Annotated in this window: 15 protein-coding genes and 1 other RNA gene; 7 read left to right on the top strand and 9 right to left on the bottom strand. The window is 63.4% G+C overall.

Annotated elements, in window-relative coordinates:
* From QTL98_RS07400 to QTL98_RS07390, 3 genes are read right to left on the bottom strand one after another with little or no spacing between them, the layout of a single operon-like run.
* Nucleotides 1-903, bottom strand: a complete 903-nt coding sequence (locus QTL98_RS07400; RefSeq protein WP_445681577.1) for an ABC transporter permease — start codon at nucleotides 901-903, stop codon at nucleotides 1-3.
* Nucleotides 900-1,913 carry an ABC transporter permease gene (locus tag QTL98_RS07395; protein ID WP_445681576.1) on the bottom strand — a complete coding sequence of 338 codons (1,014 nt, stop codon included), beginning with the start codon at nucleotides 1,911-1,913 and terminating at the stop codon, nucleotides 900-902. The genes QTL98_RS07400 and QTL98_RS07395 overlap by 4 nt, the downstream gene beginning before the upstream one ends.
* Entirely contained in the window at nucleotides 1,910-3,505 is a 1,596-nt protein-coding gene (locus QTL98_RS07390; RefSeq protein WP_445681575.1) for an ABC transporter substrate-binding protein, read from the bottom strand. The genes QTL98_RS07395 and QTL98_RS07390 overlap by 4 nt, the downstream gene beginning before the upstream one ends.
* Nucleotides 3,506-3,759: 254 nt before the next feature.
* Here QTL98_RS07390 and QTL98_RS07385 point away from each other — a divergent pair, with 254 nt between their 5' ends.
* The 3 genes from QTL98_RS07385 to QTL98_RS07375 are packed head-to-tail and all read left to right on the top strand — an operon-like array spanning nucleotide 3,760 to nucleotide 5,291.
* Nucleotides 3,760-4,335, top strand: a complete 576-nt coding sequence (locus QTL98_RS07385) for a TetR/AcrR family transcriptional regulator (RefSeq protein WP_445681574.1) — start codon at nucleotides 3,760-3,762, stop codon at nucleotides 4,333-4,335.
* 45 nt (nucleotides 4,336-4,380) lie between these two features.
* Nucleotides 4,381-4,668, top strand: a complete 288-nt coding sequence (locus tag QTL98_RS07380; RefSeq protein WP_445681573.1) for a YciI family protein — start codon at nucleotides 4,381-4,383, stop codon at nucleotides 4,666-4,668.
* A 5-nt stretch (nucleotides 4,669-4,673) separates the two neighbouring features.
* The gene (locus QTL98_RS07375; protein ID WP_445681572.1) at nucleotides 4,674-5,291 is read left to right on the top strand and encodes a DNA-3-methyladenine glycosylase I; all 618 of its coding nucleotides are present in this window, start codon (nucleotides 4,674-4,676) and stop codon (nucleotides 5,289-5,291) included.
* Nucleotides 5,292-5,364: 73 nt separating this feature from the next.
* Here QTL98_RS07375 and QTL98_RS07370 read toward each other — a convergent pair whose 3' ends face one another.
* The 3 genes from QTL98_RS07370 to QTL98_RS07360 form a co-directional block, all read right to left on the bottom strand.
* Complete coding sequence (locus QTL98_RS07370; protein ID WP_445681571.1) at nucleotides 5,365-5,796, bottom strand: RT0821/Lpp0805 family surface protein; 432 nt, start codon at nucleotides 5,794-5,796, stop codon at nucleotides 5,365-5,367.
* A 140-nt stretch (nucleotides 5,797-5,936) separates the two neighbouring features.
* The gene (gene mtgA / locus QTL98_RS07365) at nucleotides 5,937-6,629 is read right to left on the bottom strand and encodes a monofunctional biosynthetic peptidoglycan transglycosylase (RefSeq protein ID WP_445681570.1); all 693 of its coding nucleotides are present in this window, start codon (nucleotides 6,627-6,629) and stop codon (nucleotides 5,937-5,939) included.
* Between the two features lie 223 nt (nucleotides 6,630-6,852).
* Nucleotides 6,853-8,931, bottom strand: coding sequence for a putative phage tail protein (locus QTL98_RS07360; RefSeq protein ID WP_445681569.1), 2,079 nt, complete (start codon nucleotides 8,929-8,931; stop codon nucleotides 6,853-6,855).
* Nucleotides 8,932-9,220: 289 nt separating this feature from the next.
* Here QTL98_RS07360 and QTL98_RS07355 point away from each other — a divergent pair, with 289 nt between their 5' ends.
* The gene (locus QTL98_RS07355) at nucleotides 9,221-10,459 is read left to right on the top strand and encodes an MFS transporter (RefSeq protein WP_445681568.1); all 1,239 of its coding nucleotides are present in this window, start codon (nucleotides 9,221-9,223) and stop codon (nucleotides 10,457-10,459) included.
* A 3-nt stretch (nucleotides 10,460-10,462) separates the two neighbouring features.
* Here QTL98_RS07355 and QTL98_RS07350 read toward each other — a convergent pair whose 3' ends face one another.
* Nucleotides 10,463-11,254 (bottom strand): AraC family transcriptional regulator, encoded by a 792-nt coding sequence (locus QTL98_RS07350; protein WP_445681567.1) that lies wholly within the window; start codon nucleotides 11,252-11,254, stop codon nucleotides 10,463-10,465.
* Between the two features lie 129 nt (nucleotides 11,255-11,383).
* Here QTL98_RS07350 and QTL98_RS07345 point away from each other — a divergent pair, with 129 nt between their 5' ends.
* The gene (locus QTL98_RS07345; protein ID WP_445681566.1) at nucleotides 11,384-11,635 is read left to right on the top strand and encodes a hypothetical protein; all 252 of its coding nucleotides are present in this window, start codon (nucleotides 11,384-11,386) and stop codon (nucleotides 11,633-11,635) included.
* Nucleotides 11,636-11,641: 6 nt separating this feature from the next.
* Here QTL98_RS07345 and QTL98_RS07340 read toward each other — a convergent pair whose 3' ends face one another.
* Nucleotides 11,642-12,652 carry a lipid A deacylase LpxR family protein gene (locus tag QTL98_RS07340; RefSeq protein ID WP_445681565.1) on the bottom strand — a complete coding sequence of 337 codons (1,011 nt, stop codon included), beginning with the start codon at nucleotides 12,650-12,652 and terminating at the stop codon, nucleotides 11,642-11,644.
* A gap of 139 nt (nucleotides 12,653-12,791) precedes the next feature.
* Between QTL98_RS07340 and QTL98_RS07335 the strand changes: the two genes are divergently transcribed.
* A complete protein-coding gene (locus QTL98_RS07335; protein WP_445681564.1) occupies nucleotides 12,792-13,538 on the top strand; it encodes a TerB family tellurite resistance protein in 747 nt (248 codons plus the stop codon).
* Nucleotides 13,539-13,619: 81 nt separating this feature from the next.
* Here the strand turns inward: QTL98_RS07335 and QTL98_RS07330 are convergent, their stop codons facing one another.
* Nucleotides 13,620-14,210, bottom strand: a complete 591-nt coding sequence (locus QTL98_RS07330) for a hypothetical protein (protein WP_445681563.1) — start codon at nucleotides 14,208-14,210, stop codon at nucleotides 13,620-13,622.
* Between the two features lie 214 nt (nucleotides 14,211-14,424).
* Here QTL98_RS07330 and rnpB point away from each other — a divergent pair.
* Nucleotides 14,425-14,854: RNase P RNA component class A (gene rnpB, locus QTL98_RS07325), an RNA gene on the top strand.
* The last annotated feature ends 318 nt before the right edge of the window (nucleotides 14,855-15,172 follow it).

Here is a 15,172-nt window from a genome sequence, read left to right as displayed (position 1 = left end):
TCAGCGCCCCTTGGGATCGAGCACGTCGCGCAGACCATCGCCGAGGAAGTTGAAGGCGAGCGAGACGAGGAAAATGGCGATGCCAGGAACCGTGGCGACCCACCACTGGTCAAAGATGAAGCGCTTGGCCGTCGCAATCATCGCGCCCCATTCCGGCGAGGGCGGTTGGGCGCCCATGCCCAGGAAACCGAGGCTGGCAGCGGTGATGATGATGGAGCTCATATCCAGCGTCACCCGCACGATGAGGCTGGGCGTACACAGCGGCATGACGTGGCGCAGAATGATGCGCCACGGCGAGGCGCCGGTCAGGCGGCAGGCGGCGATGAAATCGCTGCCGCGCACCGTCAGCGTTTCGGCCCGGGCAAGGCGCGCATAAGGCGGCCAGGCGGTGAGCGCGATGGCAAGGATGGCACTTTCCACGCCCGGCTTCATCGCCGCCACGAAGGCGAGCGCCAGGATAAGGCGGGGAAAGGCAAGGAAGATATCGGTAAGGCGCATGAGCGCGGTATCGACCGCCCCGCCGAAATAACCGGCGATGCAGCCGATGCCAAGGCCGATGGGCGCCACCAGCACCACCACGGCCACCACCATGCCCAGCGTGACACGGCCGCCATAGAGCAGGCGCGAGAGCACGTCGCGGCCCAGTTCGTCCGTGCCGAACCAGTGTGCGCCGGAGCTTGCAGCAAGGCGGTTGCCAAGGTCCTGCGCCGCCGGGTCATAGGGCGCCAGCAGCGGGGCTGCCAGCGACAGGGCAACGAAGGCGAGGATGATCGCAAGGCCGATCATGCTCAGCGGATTGCGCCTCAGCGACAGCCACACACGGTAGGCGCTGCCCCAGGTCGCCTGGGAGCGCGAGGCGGGCGCCTCGTCCAGCGCCCAACTGCGGAAGTTGGAAAGGATCATGTAACGCGCGGGTCCAGCAGGCGGTAGAGCAGGTCGGCCAGCAGATTGAGGCCGACATAGATGGTGCCGATCAGCAGCGTGGCGCTGACCACCGGGTTCATGTCGCCATTCATCAGCGCATTGGTGAGATAGCGCCCGAGGCCCGGCCAGCTGAACACCGTCTCGGAGACGACGGCGCCTTCCAGCAGGCCGGCATAGGTCAGCGCCAGCACGGTGACGAGCTGCACGGCCACATTGGGAAAGGCATGGCCCCACACCACGCGGGTGCCGGTAAGGCCGGCGGCGCGCGCGGTGATCACATATTCACCCTTTAGCGCATCGATCATGAAGGCGCGCGTCATGCGGGTGATGTAGGCCATCGAGAAATAGGCAAGGATGATGACCGGCTGCGCCATATGGGCAAGCGCATCACAAAAGGCGCCGAGATCGCCGGCCAGCAGCGTATCGATGCTGAGAAGGCCTGTTACCGGCGTGATCATGCCGTCATAGAGAATGTCCTGCCGTCCCGGCCCCGGCGCGAGGCCCAGTTTGGCGTAGACGATCAGCAGCGATAGCAGCGAGAGCACGAACACCGGCACGGAATGACCGGCGAGGCAGACGATGCGGATGATCTGGTCCACCAACCGCCCCTGCCGCACCGCCGCCCAGACACCAAGCGGAATGCCGATGAGGGCCGCGAGCAGCAGTGCGCCTGTCGCCAGTTCCAGCGTGGCCGGAAACACGCGGGCGATATCGACGGCAACCGGGTTCTTCGTCAGTACCGACATGCCGAAATCGCCATGTAGCACCTGACCCAGATAGTGCAGGTATTGCACGACAAGCGGCTGGTCGAGCCCCATTTCCGCCCGCACGCGCACGATCACCTCTTCCGGGGCATTGTCGCCCACGGCGGCAATCACCGGATCGACCGGCATGACCCGGCCGATGAGGAAGGTGACGATGGAAAGACCGAGCAGCGTCAGGACGACGCTGCTCAGGATCTTCGTCAGACTTTTGACGCGGGAGGTCACGCCTTGATGGTCTCCGAGTAGGAGTTACCCTCGGACAGCACGCCCAGGCGGAAGCCGGTCACCTTCGTGGAACAGACGGCATTCTTCTGCGTCTGGAACAGGAAGATGAAGGGGCTGTTTTCCATGAACTCGCGCTGCAACGCCTCATAGAGCTCGATGCGCTTTGCCGGGTCCTTCTCGTCACGCGCGGCTTCCGCCTTTGCGGCGAAATCGTCGTTCTTGTAGTGCGAGCGCCAGGCAAAGGGCTTGGACTTGGCGTCGTCCGCATTGTCCTTGTTGATGCAGAACACTTCGGCGTTGGAGTTGGCGTCGAAATAGTCCGTGCCCCAGGCCGACAGGGCAATCTGGTGCTGGCGGGCACGCATCTTGGTCAGCACCTGGCGGTTTTCGGCGGCCTGCAGCTGCACGCGGATGCCGATGGCACCGAGGCTCGCCTGGATGGCCTGGGCAAGGTCCGGATAGGGCTGGGCCGAATAATGGTCCATGACAATGTCGAAGCCGTCGGCATAACCGGCCTTGGCCATCAGGGCCTTGGCCTTCTCCACATCCTTGAGGAAGGGCGTGTCGTTGACGGCGCCGGGGAAACCTTCTGGCTCGAAGCTCTGATGCACCTTGTGGGTCATCGGCACGATGTTCTTCTGCATGCCGTCATAATCGAGCGCCCAGCGAATGGCCTGCCAGACTTCCGGCTTTTGCAGCGCCTCGACGTTCTGGTTGAGCGACATCAGCATCAGCGAGGCGATGGTGCGGGTGATGCGCACGAAATTCTTGTCGCCCTCGATGGCCTGAAGCTGCTCGGAGGTCAGGTCGCGGGCGATATCGGCATCGCCCTTCTGCAGCAGCAGAAGCTGGGCCGAGGGATCGACCACATGGCGGATGAGCACCCGCTTGAGGTTGCCCTTGTAGGGGCCGTGCGGGTTGAGCTGCAGGGCAATGCTTTCGCTGGCCTTCCAGGACTGCAGCAGGAAATCGCCCGAGCCGGCGCTGTTCTTCTGCAGCCAGGCATTGCCCATGTCGCCATTCACCTCGTTGGCGAGCACGGTCTTCTTTTCCACCACGGCAGCGATGTTGGCCGAGAGGCAGTAGAGCAGGAAGGCGATCGAGGTCGGCTTGTCGGTCGTCAGCACCAGCGTTTCGGCATCGGCAGCAACGACGCGTTCGGCAACGTTGTCCGCCGTGAAACCGAACTGGTTGATGATGAAGGCTGCGCCCTTGTTCATCTTGATGGCGCGCTGCAGCGAGAAGGCGGCATCTTCCGCCGTTACCCGGGCGCCGCTGGAGAAGGTCTGCCTCGCCAGTTTGAAGGTGAAGACCTTGTTATCGGCATCGGCCGACCAAGAAGCCGCCAGCTGGGCATCGACCTTCGAAGGGTCGTCCTTATTCGGACGCACCAGCTTCTGGTACATGTTGCTGATGATCTCGCCGCCCACCGCCTCGAAGCTCTCATGCGGGTCGAGGCTGGTCATGTTGTCGATCTGCTGGGCGACAACAAGGATGTCCCTGGGCGTATCCGCGCTGGCAGAAAAGATGCCGGCATAGGAAATGAACGGCGCGACGGCGCCACCGATCAGAAGATTGCGTCTGGAGATCACTGTCTTGCTTCCCTGTTCTGGCTATGGCCGGCAGGCCGGCTCTCTTGCGTAAATCCCAGGATGGAGAGCTGCCCGGTTAGCACGCAGCCGCGAAGGGCGACCAATTCCGTTTGGGTCAAGAGTTATGCAGGCTTCGCATCTGCTTAAGCAGCAGGCAGCGCTTGACGACTTTGGACAATCGTCCTAATTTTGATTAGGACAAATGCCCTAAATCGTTCGCAAGGCGGCCAACACAGGGCAGCGGGAGAAGCAGCATGGGGGCGGGAGAGACGCGGGAGACTATCGTCGCGCAGGCGGACCGGCTCTTCTACGAGCAGGGCTACGAGCACACCTCCTTTGCCGACATCGCCGCGGCAGTGCAGATCTCGCGCGGCAACTTCTACTATCACTTCCGCACCAAGGACGAGATCCTGGCCGCCGTGATCGAGCGTCGGCAGGCCGGCACCCGGGTCCTGCTGGAGCGCTGGCAGGCGGAGGGCGCCTCCCCTGCCGGGCGTATCGCCAGCTTCATCGACATGATGATCATGAACCGGGTGAAGATCCTGCAGCATGGCTGCCCGGTCGGCTCACTCTGCAACGAGCTGGCAAAACTCGATCATCCGGCATTGCCGGATGCCAATGGCCTGTTCCAGCTGTTCCGGGAATGGCTGGCGGGCCAGTTCAGCGCTCTTGGCCGCGATGCTGCCGAGGCCGACCGCCAGTCGCTGCATCTGCTCGCCCGCAGCCAGGGCATTGCCGCCCTCGCCAACGCCTTTCGCGACGAAAACTTCCTGCGGCGGGAGGTGGCCGCCCTTCATGGCTGGCTCGCGCAGCAGACGGCCGCAGCCTGATCCGGCCCTTGTCTTCCCCTTCCATCCGGGAGTGCCCAGCAGACCATGTTCGTCATCCAGCTCAAATTCATCGCCGACAAGGCTGCAGCCCAGCCCCTGATGGCAGGGCATCAAACCTGGATCCAGCGCGGCTTCGACGACGGGGTTTTCCTCATGACCGGCAACCTGCAGCCGGGGCCCGGCGGCGGTATTCTCGCCCACAATCTCTCGCGCCCCGAGCTTGAGGCGCGCCTTGCCGAAGATCCCTTTGTTGCCGAAGGCCTCGTCAGCACCGAGATTGCGGAGATAACGCCCGGGCGCACCGATGCCCGGCTCGGCTTTCTGGCAGGATGACACCCATGACCCAGCTCATCACCGCCCCCGATGGCAAACCGCGTTGCCGCTGGTGCGGCAGCGTGCCCGAGTTCCTGCCCTATCACGACCGGGAGTGGGGATTTCCCGTCGCGGACGATATCCGGCTGTTTGAAAAACTGTGCCTTGAAGGCTTCCAGTCCGGCCTCAGTTGGCGGACCATCCTTGCCAAGCGCGAGAACTTCCGCGCGGCCTTTGCCGGCTTCGATTTCCGCAAGGTTGCGCAGTTCGGTGCGGCGGATGTGGAGCGCCTGCTGCAGGATGCCGGCATCGTGCGCCATCGCGGCAAGATCGAGGCTGTGATCAACAATGCGAAGCGGGCGCTGGAGCTGATCGAGGCAGAAGGCTCGCTTGCCGCCTATTTCTGGCGCCGGGAGCCGGCCGCCGGCGAACATGGCACGCCGCAGACGGCCTCCACCTCGGCCACGTCCATCGCCATTTCAAAAGACCTCAAGAACCGCGGCTGGGCCTTTGTCGGCCCCACCACCATCTTTGCCTTCATGCAGGCGATGGGGCTCATCAACGACCATGCGGAAGGCTGCGCCATCCGCGAGGAGGTGAGCGCCGCCCGAGCGGTCTTCGCACCGCCCGGCACCGTTTCCTGACAGGCACAAAAAGAAAGGACAGGCATCGCTGCCTGTCCTTTCCGTCTAAAATTCCCGGCAAGGGGAAAAGAATTCAGTCCACCTTTTGCCAGGTGCCATCCGGCTGCATGCAGGCATGGCCGACCAGCTGTGCCTGCCGGCCACCCACCATGCCCGGCTCGGTATATTCGCGGCAGTAACGCCCGTCGGAGACCTGATAGGGCTGGCTCCAGTTCTGCTCCTGCGGAACAGGAACGGGCACCGCGACCACCTGAGGCGGCGGAGGGGCGACCGGGTAGGCCGGATAGGGGTAGGCATAGGCCACATAGGGGCCCCGGTAACGCGGCCCCCAGCCATGCGGATGGGGATGGCCATACCAGCCCGGCGGGCCCGGCTGGTAATAGGGCGTGGGATAGCCGCCATAGATGCCGACCGAAACGCTGGTTCCCGCCTCGGCAGCCAGGGGCGCTGCGCCGAGCAATGTCGCAAAAAGCGCAGCAGCGGTAAGAGTGACGGGCTTTTTCATCCTGGATCACACCCTCTGAACGGCTGGCCATGGCCTTGCGGAAAACCGCTTGGGGCCAGCCTTCTTGTCAGTAAACGGGTGTAGGGGTCGATTCCGGCATTTTAATGGAAACAACGTAAGCAAAGCGTTGCGGGAATGCCTTAATCATCACCCGGCAGGCAGCGGTACCAGTCCGGCGCGAGCTGGCGCATGCGCTGCTCGATGGTCACCGCCCGGCGCGACAAATAGGCACTGGGCGGATTGGGATCCCAGCGCCGCGGGGCCGGCAGTACGGCCGCCAGCAGCGCCGCCTCACGGCGGGTCAACTGGCTGGCATGCTTGTCGAAATGTTTGCGGGCTGCCGCCTCGATGCCATACACGCCGGGGCCCCATTCGGCCACCTGCAGGTAAAGCTCGATGATGCGCTCCTTGGGCCAGAGTGCATCGATGGCAAGCGCCAGCGGCAGCTCGAAGATCTTGCGCACCGCTCCGCCGCCCGGCCACATGAAGAGATTGCGGGCAAGCTGCATCGTCAGCGTACTGGCACCTCGCAACCGGCCGCTGTCGGTAAAATCATCCACCGCGTCGCGCACCGCCCCAAGGTCGATGCCGTGATGGACGCAGAAGCGGTTATCCTCCGACGCGATCACCGCGCGCGGCACAGAGGGGGCAATCTCCTCCAGCCGGACATGGTGAACGCTGAGCCCCTCGCCCTCGAACAGGCGGATCACCATCAGCGGCGTAATCGGCGCATCGACCCAGCGATAGGCAAACAGCCCGAATGCCCAGAGGCCGAGGATGGTCAGCACCACCCGCTTCAGCCACAGGCCGGCAAAAGCAAGAGGCCGCCGCAAACGCTCCGAGGCCTTCATAGGCCGAAACGCCGCATCGGCAGGGCACTGCGCAAAATCATACGAGAGAAAAAAGCCGGCATGACGACCTTTAAAGCGTAATCGCCCCCTACCGGCTACCGTCATTTTATCTCCCGCAACAAAACACCCCACCCGCATTGGAGGCGGGCGGGGCGCTCTGTTGAGAACTTCATGGCCTTAACGGCCAGAGGCCGGGGTCAATCGCTCACGAATAGAGAATTCGTACTTGGTAGATCTCGATCACACCGTTGTTGGTGCCGCGCGAGAAACGAACCCCTTCGTTCGCGAACGGAACGGCAGGTGTCGTCGCCGTGAAGGTGAACTTCTGGACTGAATCACTCAGGGAAAGTGCCTGCGGAGACGAACCCGACCACGCGGTTTCGAACCAGCTCAAGCTGGCGTTGAGCGTATCGCCGTCCGGCGATCGTGTACGGGCATAGACCTCCAGCGTATAGGTCGTCCCCGGCGCCAGATACACGGCAGAGGGATTGCTGGCAGGCGCGATGAACTGAACAGTGGCCGAAGTGTCGAGTTCCGCCGGCAAGTTGAGACGAATCCCGTCAACCAGTGCCTGATCGTTCTGGAACGACATCGGCAGGGCCGCAAGAGTACCGGTCGTAAAACAGAGCCCGCCCTGATAGGCGATCGAAGAACCGGATCGATAGGCCTGCCACTGGCTGCCGAAGGCCTCATTGATGTCGCCCAGGATAATTTCCCGATAGTCGGAACCCACAATGGCAGGAATGCCAGTTTCATAGGGAATGCCGGAGGCATCAGTGAAGATGGCAAGCACATCGCTGCCCCCCGGCATACGGACCGGCTCGATGCGGATATAGCGCGCCTCGGAGACATCGACACGATAGGCAAAATCCGATGCGTTGGAGCCGATGACCGCTTCGACTCCTGCCAGATCGATGAAAGACGGAGAGGCCGGCAAATTTTCGCCAAACCAGTCCGGTTCATCGACATGCGAGAAATCGAAGACTGACGAGCAGGGCGACGTGCGGATGTAGGACGAGGCCATGATCACGCTTTGCGATGCCGCCTTGAAGTAGGTAGCCGACGCATCCTCGTTGGCGATCAGATTACAGCCTGAGAACCGGTTCTGCCGCCCCAGCGTGCCGCAGGAACGCTCATAGATAGCGTAGCCGGAAAACCCTCTAACGGTGAAGCCAGTGATGGCGTTGTCCTCGCAGCCGACCAGCAGAAGCCCGACATTCGGAGCATCGGCGTTACAATCCTCCACCCGGCTCCGGGCCAGCTTGGCGAAGTCGAACGCAATGCCGGGTGACGTTACGCCGACCATACGAACCGCCACGCGCTGAAACAGCATGTTGAAAGGGAGGATGCCCCCGGCTGTGAGAGTTTGCGTGCGATCCAACAGCTTGACGCCATTGCTGCCGAGAATGGAAAGATCGGCGAGACCGCCACCGTAGCCACCGCCTGAACCCTTGGTCTGGTTGAAATGGACGGCCGGGCCAGTGTGGCTGGTCGCGTCGATGAAGGTGCTGCGCATGCCCTCGCCCGTGAGCATCGGCCAGGCGGAGCCGACGGCGCCAATGATGAGCGTGGAATCAAACCGGTAAGTACCGGCCGGAATGTGGAGTTGCGTCACCCCCGTCGCGAGAGCCGCAGCAAACGCGCCAACGGCGTCGACACTGCCGTCATTTCGGGCGCCAGCATGAAGCACACTGAGAACCGTGCCATTCAACTCGCGCTTCCAGCGATTACCCATCGCATCGACGATGACGGTGACGCCGTTGTCTGCGGACGTTACATCCGCCGGATCGAGCGAGAACTGCCCGCCACCGCCATCACCGATTTCGTAGTAGCCCTGCACAAAAATATTGGCCGCCATCTCGGTATTCAGGCGCAGGGTCGCGACATCCTTCACACTGGTCTTGCCGCCCCAGTTAATCTGATCCACAGCAAAATTCAGCGGATTGATGCCAGGAGCCACCGGCAGTGTCGCTGTCGTGACCTTGAACTGGCGGTTGCCATTTGCAGCACCACCCAGACAGACGAACCGGCTGCCGGTTGTGAAATCGCGCGGGCCGTCAGCGTCCGTACGGCGCACCCACATTCCAGGCTGCTGCCAGTAGATGCCATTCTCCAGCGGGTCTTCCTGCCGCCACACCAGAACACTCTGATTTTCGGTGCCGGTCACGCCGTCGATGTCCTGGACACCCGAAAGAAATATGGGACCGACCGTCGCCACATCGACCGGCGCCTTCCAGGAAATCCCGGACAAAAGGCCATAAACGCCAATAGGATCAACACTCATCGTCAACACCTTTCTTGAGAAAGACACGCGGTGCCATCAAGCTGAAGCGGCAAGTCCGGCGCCCCCGTGTGCTCGTTCAAGCTAGGGTGATAAATCTACTTGTTCACCAAATGTTCTTAGGGGAAATTTTTCCTAACCGACAGAGCTCGACCGTCATTCACAGTTGCGGCAAGGCCGCCACACTTTGTCGACATTGATGCAAGGCGCCTTGACAGGCTGCGCCCGCAGGCGTCCTTAAGGCTCGATTTTTCAGATAACCGCGTCCTTCAGGGACGCCTCCGGACCCCAGATGACCGCCCCCGATACCGCCGTCTCCCGCTCGGCCTTTCACTATCGCAACTTCACCATCTACTGGATCTCGCGCATTGCCGGCGCCTTTGCCACGCAGATCCTCGCGGTAGCCATCGCCTGGCAGGTTTATGACCTGACGCGCGACCCCTTCGATCTCGGGCTCATCGGCCTTGTGCAGTTTCTGCCCTCCGTGCTGCTGGTGCTGGTGACCGGCACGATTGCCGATCATTTTAACCGCCGCTGGATCATGGCGATCTGCATGGGCATCGAGGCGGCCTGTGCCGGCGTGCTATTCTTCTTTGCGCTGACCGGCCTGCCGGCGCTGTGGATCGTCTATGCGCTGCTTGCCGTGTTCGGCGTGGCGCGCGCCTTCTTCGGCCCCGCCTCCTCGTCCATCGTCGTCAGCCTCGTGCCGCCGCAGGCCCTTTCCAACGCCATCACCATGTCGAGCTCGGCCTGGCAGCTGGCGGCCATCGCCGGGCCGGTTGCGGGCGGCCTGCTCTACGGCCTTTCCGCGCCGGTTGCCTATATGAGCGCGCTGGTGCTGTTCGCTGTCGCCGCCATCACCATCCCGCTGCTCAGCCTGCCGAAACTGATCCGTAGCGACGAACCGCAGGGCTGGGGCCTTGTCGTCGCCGGCTTCCGTTTCGTGTGGAGTGAAAAGGTGGTGTTCGGCGCCATCTCGCTCGACCTTTTTGCCGTGCTGCTCGGTGGCGCAACGGCGCTGCTGCCGGCCGTTGCCCGCGACGTGCTGCATGCCGGCCCCTGGGGTCTCGGCATGCTGCGTGCCGCCCCCGGCATCGGCGCCCTCGCCATGGCGGCGTGGCTGTCCATCCGACCGATCCGCGACCATGCCGGTATCATCATGTTTTCCGGTGTCACCCTGTTCGGCCTTGCGACCGTCGTTTTCGGCCTCTCCACCACCGGCTGGATTTCCATCGCCTCCCTTCTGGTGATGGGCGCCAGCGACATGGTGAGCGTGGCAGTGCGCGAGACGCTGATCCAGCTCTGGACCCCGGATGCGGTGCGCGGACGGGTGAACGCCGTCAACGGCGTCTTCATCGGCGCTTCCAACGAACTGGGCGAGTTCCGCGCCGGCATGTCAGCCTCGCTGTTCGGCGTGCTGCCCGCCATCGTCATCGGCGGCATCGGCACCGTGCTGGTGGCATTGCTCTGGGCGCGTGGCTTCCCGCAGCTGCGCCAGGCGCGCCATCTCGACACCCCGGCCCGCGCCTGAGCCCTACCCGGCAGCCAGCTGGCGGCGATAGGCCGCCGGCGTCTGCCCGAAGCTGCGCCGGAAGAGCGCGATAAAGGCGCTGACGCTGCTGTAACCAAGATCAATGGCAACGGTGGTGACCGGAAGACCTTCTGCCAGCATTTCCAGCGAGCGGATAAGCCGCAGGCGCTGCCGCCACGCGGTGAAGCTGAAGCCCGTCTCGCTGACAAAATGCCGGCTGACCGTGCGCGGCGACAGGCCGGCAAAGGCCGCCCATTCCTCAAGCCCCGCCTCGCTTGCCGGGTCCGCAGCCAGGGCTTCGGCAAGGCGCAGCAGCCGGGCTTCCTGTGGCAGCGGCAGGCTGAAGCTCTCCGGCTCAAGCTGGGCAATCTCGTCAAGCATCACGGCGGCAAGCCTGTGCCCGGCCGCCGTCAAACCCTCGCCCGCTGGCCAACCCGCTGCCCGCTTTACAGCCGCGCGCATCAGCTCTGACATACGCACCGTTCTCGGCTCGCCGGGCAGCCCGGCGCAGGCTGCTTCGGCCACATAGACACTCCAGCCTTCAAAGGCCCCGTGCGAACGCAAGGAATGCGGATGGTGCGGCGGCACCCAGACCGCATGCGTTGCCGGCACGACAGAAAGACCGGCTTCCGTACCGACAGAAAGAAGCCCGCGGCTAGCCCCCAGCAGCTGACCCTGGGCATGGCTATGCCGCTCGGTAATGCGCTGCATCGGCTGGGCGCCCGTCGTCACCAGAATGGGGGCGGCAGCGGCAAGAGGGGGCAAGACCCGGCCAGCAGGAGAAGAAGCGGACATGGCGCGATCGCACTATTGAATGGCCGCGATAGCTTAGCAGCGCCAGCAGCAAGGGCCTACAAAAGTCGGGCAAACGTCAGGCGCGGCACTGAAGCCGCCGTGACGTCAACATCCAGAAAGGACTTTCCAATGCGTGCCGAGGATATTTTGCCGGACGGCCTGAACGAGGTGCAGCTGGATGGCGTAACCATCCGCAAGGGCAGCGTCGGCGCCTTCCTTGCCAATGCTCGTATCCTGGCCGCCCCGGCCAGCACGGCAGAAGAACGCGACGACGCCCGCCTCGACATCATCGAGGCCCTGCCGGCGCTGCGGGCGCTTGGCCTCTTTGACCTGCTCGAGGTGCGCGACCCGGCCCTGCGCGCCCTGGTCGATGCGCACTGACCCGGATCAGAACCGGGTCGAGACCGCGAGGGAGAGGAAGCTGTCAGGTTCCGGCTGCCCCTTGAACTCGCGGGTGCGCACGATCTGCGTCAGCGAGATGCGGGTCTGACGGAAGGTAATGGCACCGCCGAACTGCAGCGAGCCGACATAGTTGTTTTTGTAGACGCTGCGGCTGTCGGCGAAGGTGTTGCCGTCGAGGAAAATATCCCGCGCCACTGCGCGCCCTTCGACGCCGGCAAAAAAATACCATCCCACGGGGCTGGCCCGGTCGGCGGCAAACCAGTCCGAGCCGGTGCGGCTGGGGCGCACCAGCGGCGGGCCGTAATCATCGGGAATATCCGCGCCGAAGCGGAAGGTGACGCCGGTCGAGGCGTAATCGTAGATGTTACCCACCGCACCGCCGACAAAGGGCAGAGCCTCGGCTTCCATGCCCAGCGGCCCCTTGCCGGAGCGCAGGCTCCAGTCGCGCTCGTAACCCAGAATGACACCGGGTTCGTTCTTAAGCTGGGTGTCCCAGCCCATCGGCTTGTTGAAGCCGAAGGTCCGGTGCCAGTTCTTCTGTACCCATTCGGCGCCCGACGCAGGGCCGACCATGCCGATATCCATGTAGAGACGATCCAGCCGGCCGTCGCTTTCTGAGGCAAGGCCGGCACCGACATAGGTCCAGCCGGCATAGGGCCGGTCCGTGGTCGGCGGGTTGGGGTCGGTAATATCGTGAGGGGTGAAGATGTTCTGCCCGAGATCGAACTGGGCCCTGAGGTCGCCCGTTGTCTTGAACATCGGCACATACTGGGCGGCGGAAAACAGCCAGTCCGGCACGTCATTTTCCGCGGTCGTGTAGGAAACCCGCAGCCCGTTGGAATAATTGTCGTCGGCGCCGTTCAACACGTCGTTATCGACGCCAAAGGTCCAGACACCGCTTTCCCCCGGCTCCGCCGCGGCGCGCGCGGCAAGACCCGCTACCGACAGCACGGCAAGGCCGGCCACCAGCCATCCCCTCCAGTTTACGCCCATCATTCCCGCCGCTCTCCATTTTGTGATCTCAGGAGTATGCCCGTCCCGACTTCCGAAATGCTTCCGGGGCCGATAATGTTCCGCCCGTACAAACAGGGGCCCTTGAAAGGCAAGCCGGCCGCCCGGCCGGGATGGGAGCAAAATGACTATCTGGGGCAAGATTGTGGGCGGCGGTGTCGGCTTCGCGCTGGGTGGGCCGCTTGGCCTCCTGCTGGGAGCGCTGGCGGGTCATGCCTATGATGCCTATGTCGCGCCGGAACTTGAAGCCGCAAACCCCGACGAGGCGGCCGACGATCCGACACGCAAGATAGCCTTTACCATCGGCGTCATCGCCCTCGGCGCCAAGATGGCGAAGGTGGATGGCTATGTAACGCGCGACGAGGTAGCGGCCTTCAAGCAGGTGTTCCGCGTGCCGCCGGAAGAGACCGCCAATGTGGCGCGCGTGTTCGACATCGCCAAACGCGATGCGCGCGGCTTCGAGCCCTATGCCCACCAGCTGGCCCGGCTGCTGAAAGGCCGCCCGGCGGTGCTGGAAGAATTGCTGGACGGGCTGTTCTACATCGCCAAGGCCGATGGCACGGTGCGGCCGGCCGAACTTTCCTATCTTGAGGCGGTGGCCCACATCTTCGGCTTTTCCGGCAGCGAGTGGCACCGTATCCGCGCCGGCCATATGGGGCCGGACAAGGCTGACCCCTATGTCATTCTCGGTATCGATCCCGCAGCCAGCAACGAGACGGCACGCAGCGCTTACCGCGCGCTGGTGCGCGAGCATCACCCCGACCAGCTGATCGCCCAGGGCCTGCCGGAAGAAGCCGTCATGTTGGCGACGGAAAAGATGGCGACCATCAATGCCGCCTGGGAGCAGGTGCGCAAGGCGCGCGGCCTCTGACGGCAATCCCGTAGAGCCAAACGACAAACGGCGCCCCGAACCGGAGCGCCGTTTGTCGTTTTGGGATGGCTTGGGAAAGTCTCAGTTCTTCTTGGCCGCCGCGGGCGGAAGATCGGCCTGGGCCACGGTGGTGCAGGCGGGCACGCTGTGGCGGTCGGTAAAGGGCATCGCCTCGGCAAAATGCATCAGATCGCGCACCTCACCGCTGTCGAGCGCGGTGAACATGGCGTCGGTGCGCGCGCAGAAAGAGCGCTCGTCATAGGAGCGCTTCGCCGCTTCATTGGCGAGATTGGTAAGGAAGGTATCCCAGGCGCGCGGCGCCTGCTTTGAGCCGTAGACGCTGGCAAACAGACCACGCAGCTTTTCGCCGGCTTCGACGAGCTGGTCGCTGTAGGAGCGCACGAAGCTGTTGTAGTGGGTGCTGCTGCCACAATAGATGGCGGCGACCATCAGTTCTGTTTGCAGGAGCCGGGTGGAGAGGTGGCCTTCCAGCGAGGGCGTCGCACACAGCTGCGTGGCGGATGCCTGGAAGGAGATGCCTGCAACTGCAGCAAATGCAGCAACCGTGCGCAGTGCGCGCAGGGTGAACCCGGCCTGACGTGCCATCTCGATCCCTTTTTCCGCCTTAAGCATCGGCCCGGGTTCATCGCCATAAAGGGTAATGAATCTCACGAGTCGCGCTTTTTGCTAACATGAGGCACAGGGCAAAACCAACCCCTAAACTGATCTTGCATACAATGGGCGGCATGAAAATATGGTTAAGCACCCCATACAATCCGGTAGGGGTTGGCCGGTGGAGCTTGCCAGCCGGTCGGACTGCCTGCCCCTTCCGGCCAGTCGCCGGGCGGGTTTGACACGGCCGCGCCCCCGGTCTATCAGACCGGCGCCAGATGGCCGGATGGCCGCGCTGCCGAAAGGCGGTGAGGAAAGTCCGGGCTCCACGGAAATACGGTGCCAGGTAACGCCTGGCGGGGGCGACCCCAGGGAAAGTGGCACAGAAATCAAACCGCCTGTACGCGCGGCCCTTTCGGGGGCCTTGCCTGCAGGTAAGGGCGAAACGGTGCGGCAAGAGCGCACCGCACCCGCGGTAACGTGGGTGGCAGGCTAAACCCCACCGGGAGCAAGACCGAATAGGGGCGGCAGGACGGGCATCTCCCGCCGGCAACGGCGGGAAAGTACCCGGACAAGGCATATTTTCGAGCCGCCGCCCGGGTTGGTTGCACGAGGTGACTGGCGACAGGCACCCCAGATGAATGGCCATCCCCTGCCCGGCAACGGGCAGCGGACAGAACCCGGCTTACAGGCCGTCTGGCATTTTTACCTTCGATTTATACGGGCGATTGATACGGGCGATTGATGCAGTGCGGCAATCGCGGCGCCTGCCCGCAGGGGCCCTTACGGCCGCCCATGGGAAGGCATGGGACGCGGCCATGGGATTTTATGGGACGATGCACAGCGCCGGAAAAAGTCTGAACACATCGTTAACAGGGCGCGACTCGGAGAAACCCCGCCAAAACACGAACGTATGATGAACAAATCGCAGGAAAAAGATTCAGAAATCATCCTAAGTGCTTGAAATGCTGCCGTTGCGAATCATCGGCCCGCCGGCTCCGGAAATATCATATCAGGCCAAA

Origin of the sequence: Radicibacter daui, assembly GCA_030657355.1 — a bacterium.
Classification (GTDB): domain Bacteria; phylum Pseudomonadota; class Alphaproteobacteria; order Radicibacterales; family Radicibacteraceae; genus Radicibacter; species Radicibacter daui.
The sequence above is the reverse complement of the archived record's forward strand: the minus strand, read 5'-3'. Positions and strand labels throughout refer to the sequence as shown.

Bases quoted from the DNA above. Each gene is read 5' to 3' on its own strand.
- QTL98_RS07375 (WP_445681572.1), top strand. From the start codon at position 4,674: ATGACCCAGCTCATCACCGCCCCCGATGGCAAACCGCGTTGCCGCTGG.
- QTL98_RS07380 (WP_445681573.1), top strand. From the start codon at position 4,381: ATGTTCGTCATCCAGCTCAAATTCATCGCCGACAAGGCTGCAGCCCAG.
- QTL98_RS07340 (WP_445681565.1), bottom strand. From the start codon at position 12,652: ATGATGGGCGTAAACTGGAGGGGATGGCTGGTGGCCGGCCTTGCCGTG.
- QTL98_RS07370 (WP_445681571.1), bottom strand. From the start codon at position 5,796: ATGAAAAAGCCCGTCACTCTTACCGCTGCTGCGCTTTTTGCGACATTG.
- QTL98_RS07335 (WP_445681564.1), top strand. From the start codon at position 12,792: ATGACTATCTGGGGCAAGATTGTGGGCGGCGGTGTCGGCTTCGCGCTG.
- QTL98_RS07355 (WP_445681568.1), top strand. From the start codon at position 9,221: ATGACCGCCCCCGATACCGCCGTCTCCCGCTCGGCCTTTCACTATCGC.
- QTL98_RS07360 (WP_445681569.1), bottom strand. From the start codon at position 8,931: ATGAGTGTTGATCCTATTGGCGTTTATGGCCTTTTGTCCGGGATTTCC.
- QTL98_RS07350 (WP_445681567.1), bottom strand. From the start codon at position 11,254: ATGTCCGCTTCTTCTCCTGCTGGCCGGGTCTTGCCCCCTCTTGCCGCT.
- QTL98_RS07400 (WP_445681577.1), bottom strand. From the start codon at position 903: ATGATCCTTTCCAACTTCCGCAGTTGGGCGCTGGACGAGGCGCCCGCC.
- QTL98_RS07345 (WP_445681566.1), top strand. From the start codon at position 11,384: ATGCGTGCCGAGGATATTTTGCCGGACGGCCTGAACGAGGTGCAGCTG.
- QTL98_RS07385 (WP_445681574.1), top strand. From the start codon at position 3,760: ATGGGGGCGGGAGAGACGCGGGAGACTATCGTCGCGCAGGCGGACCGG.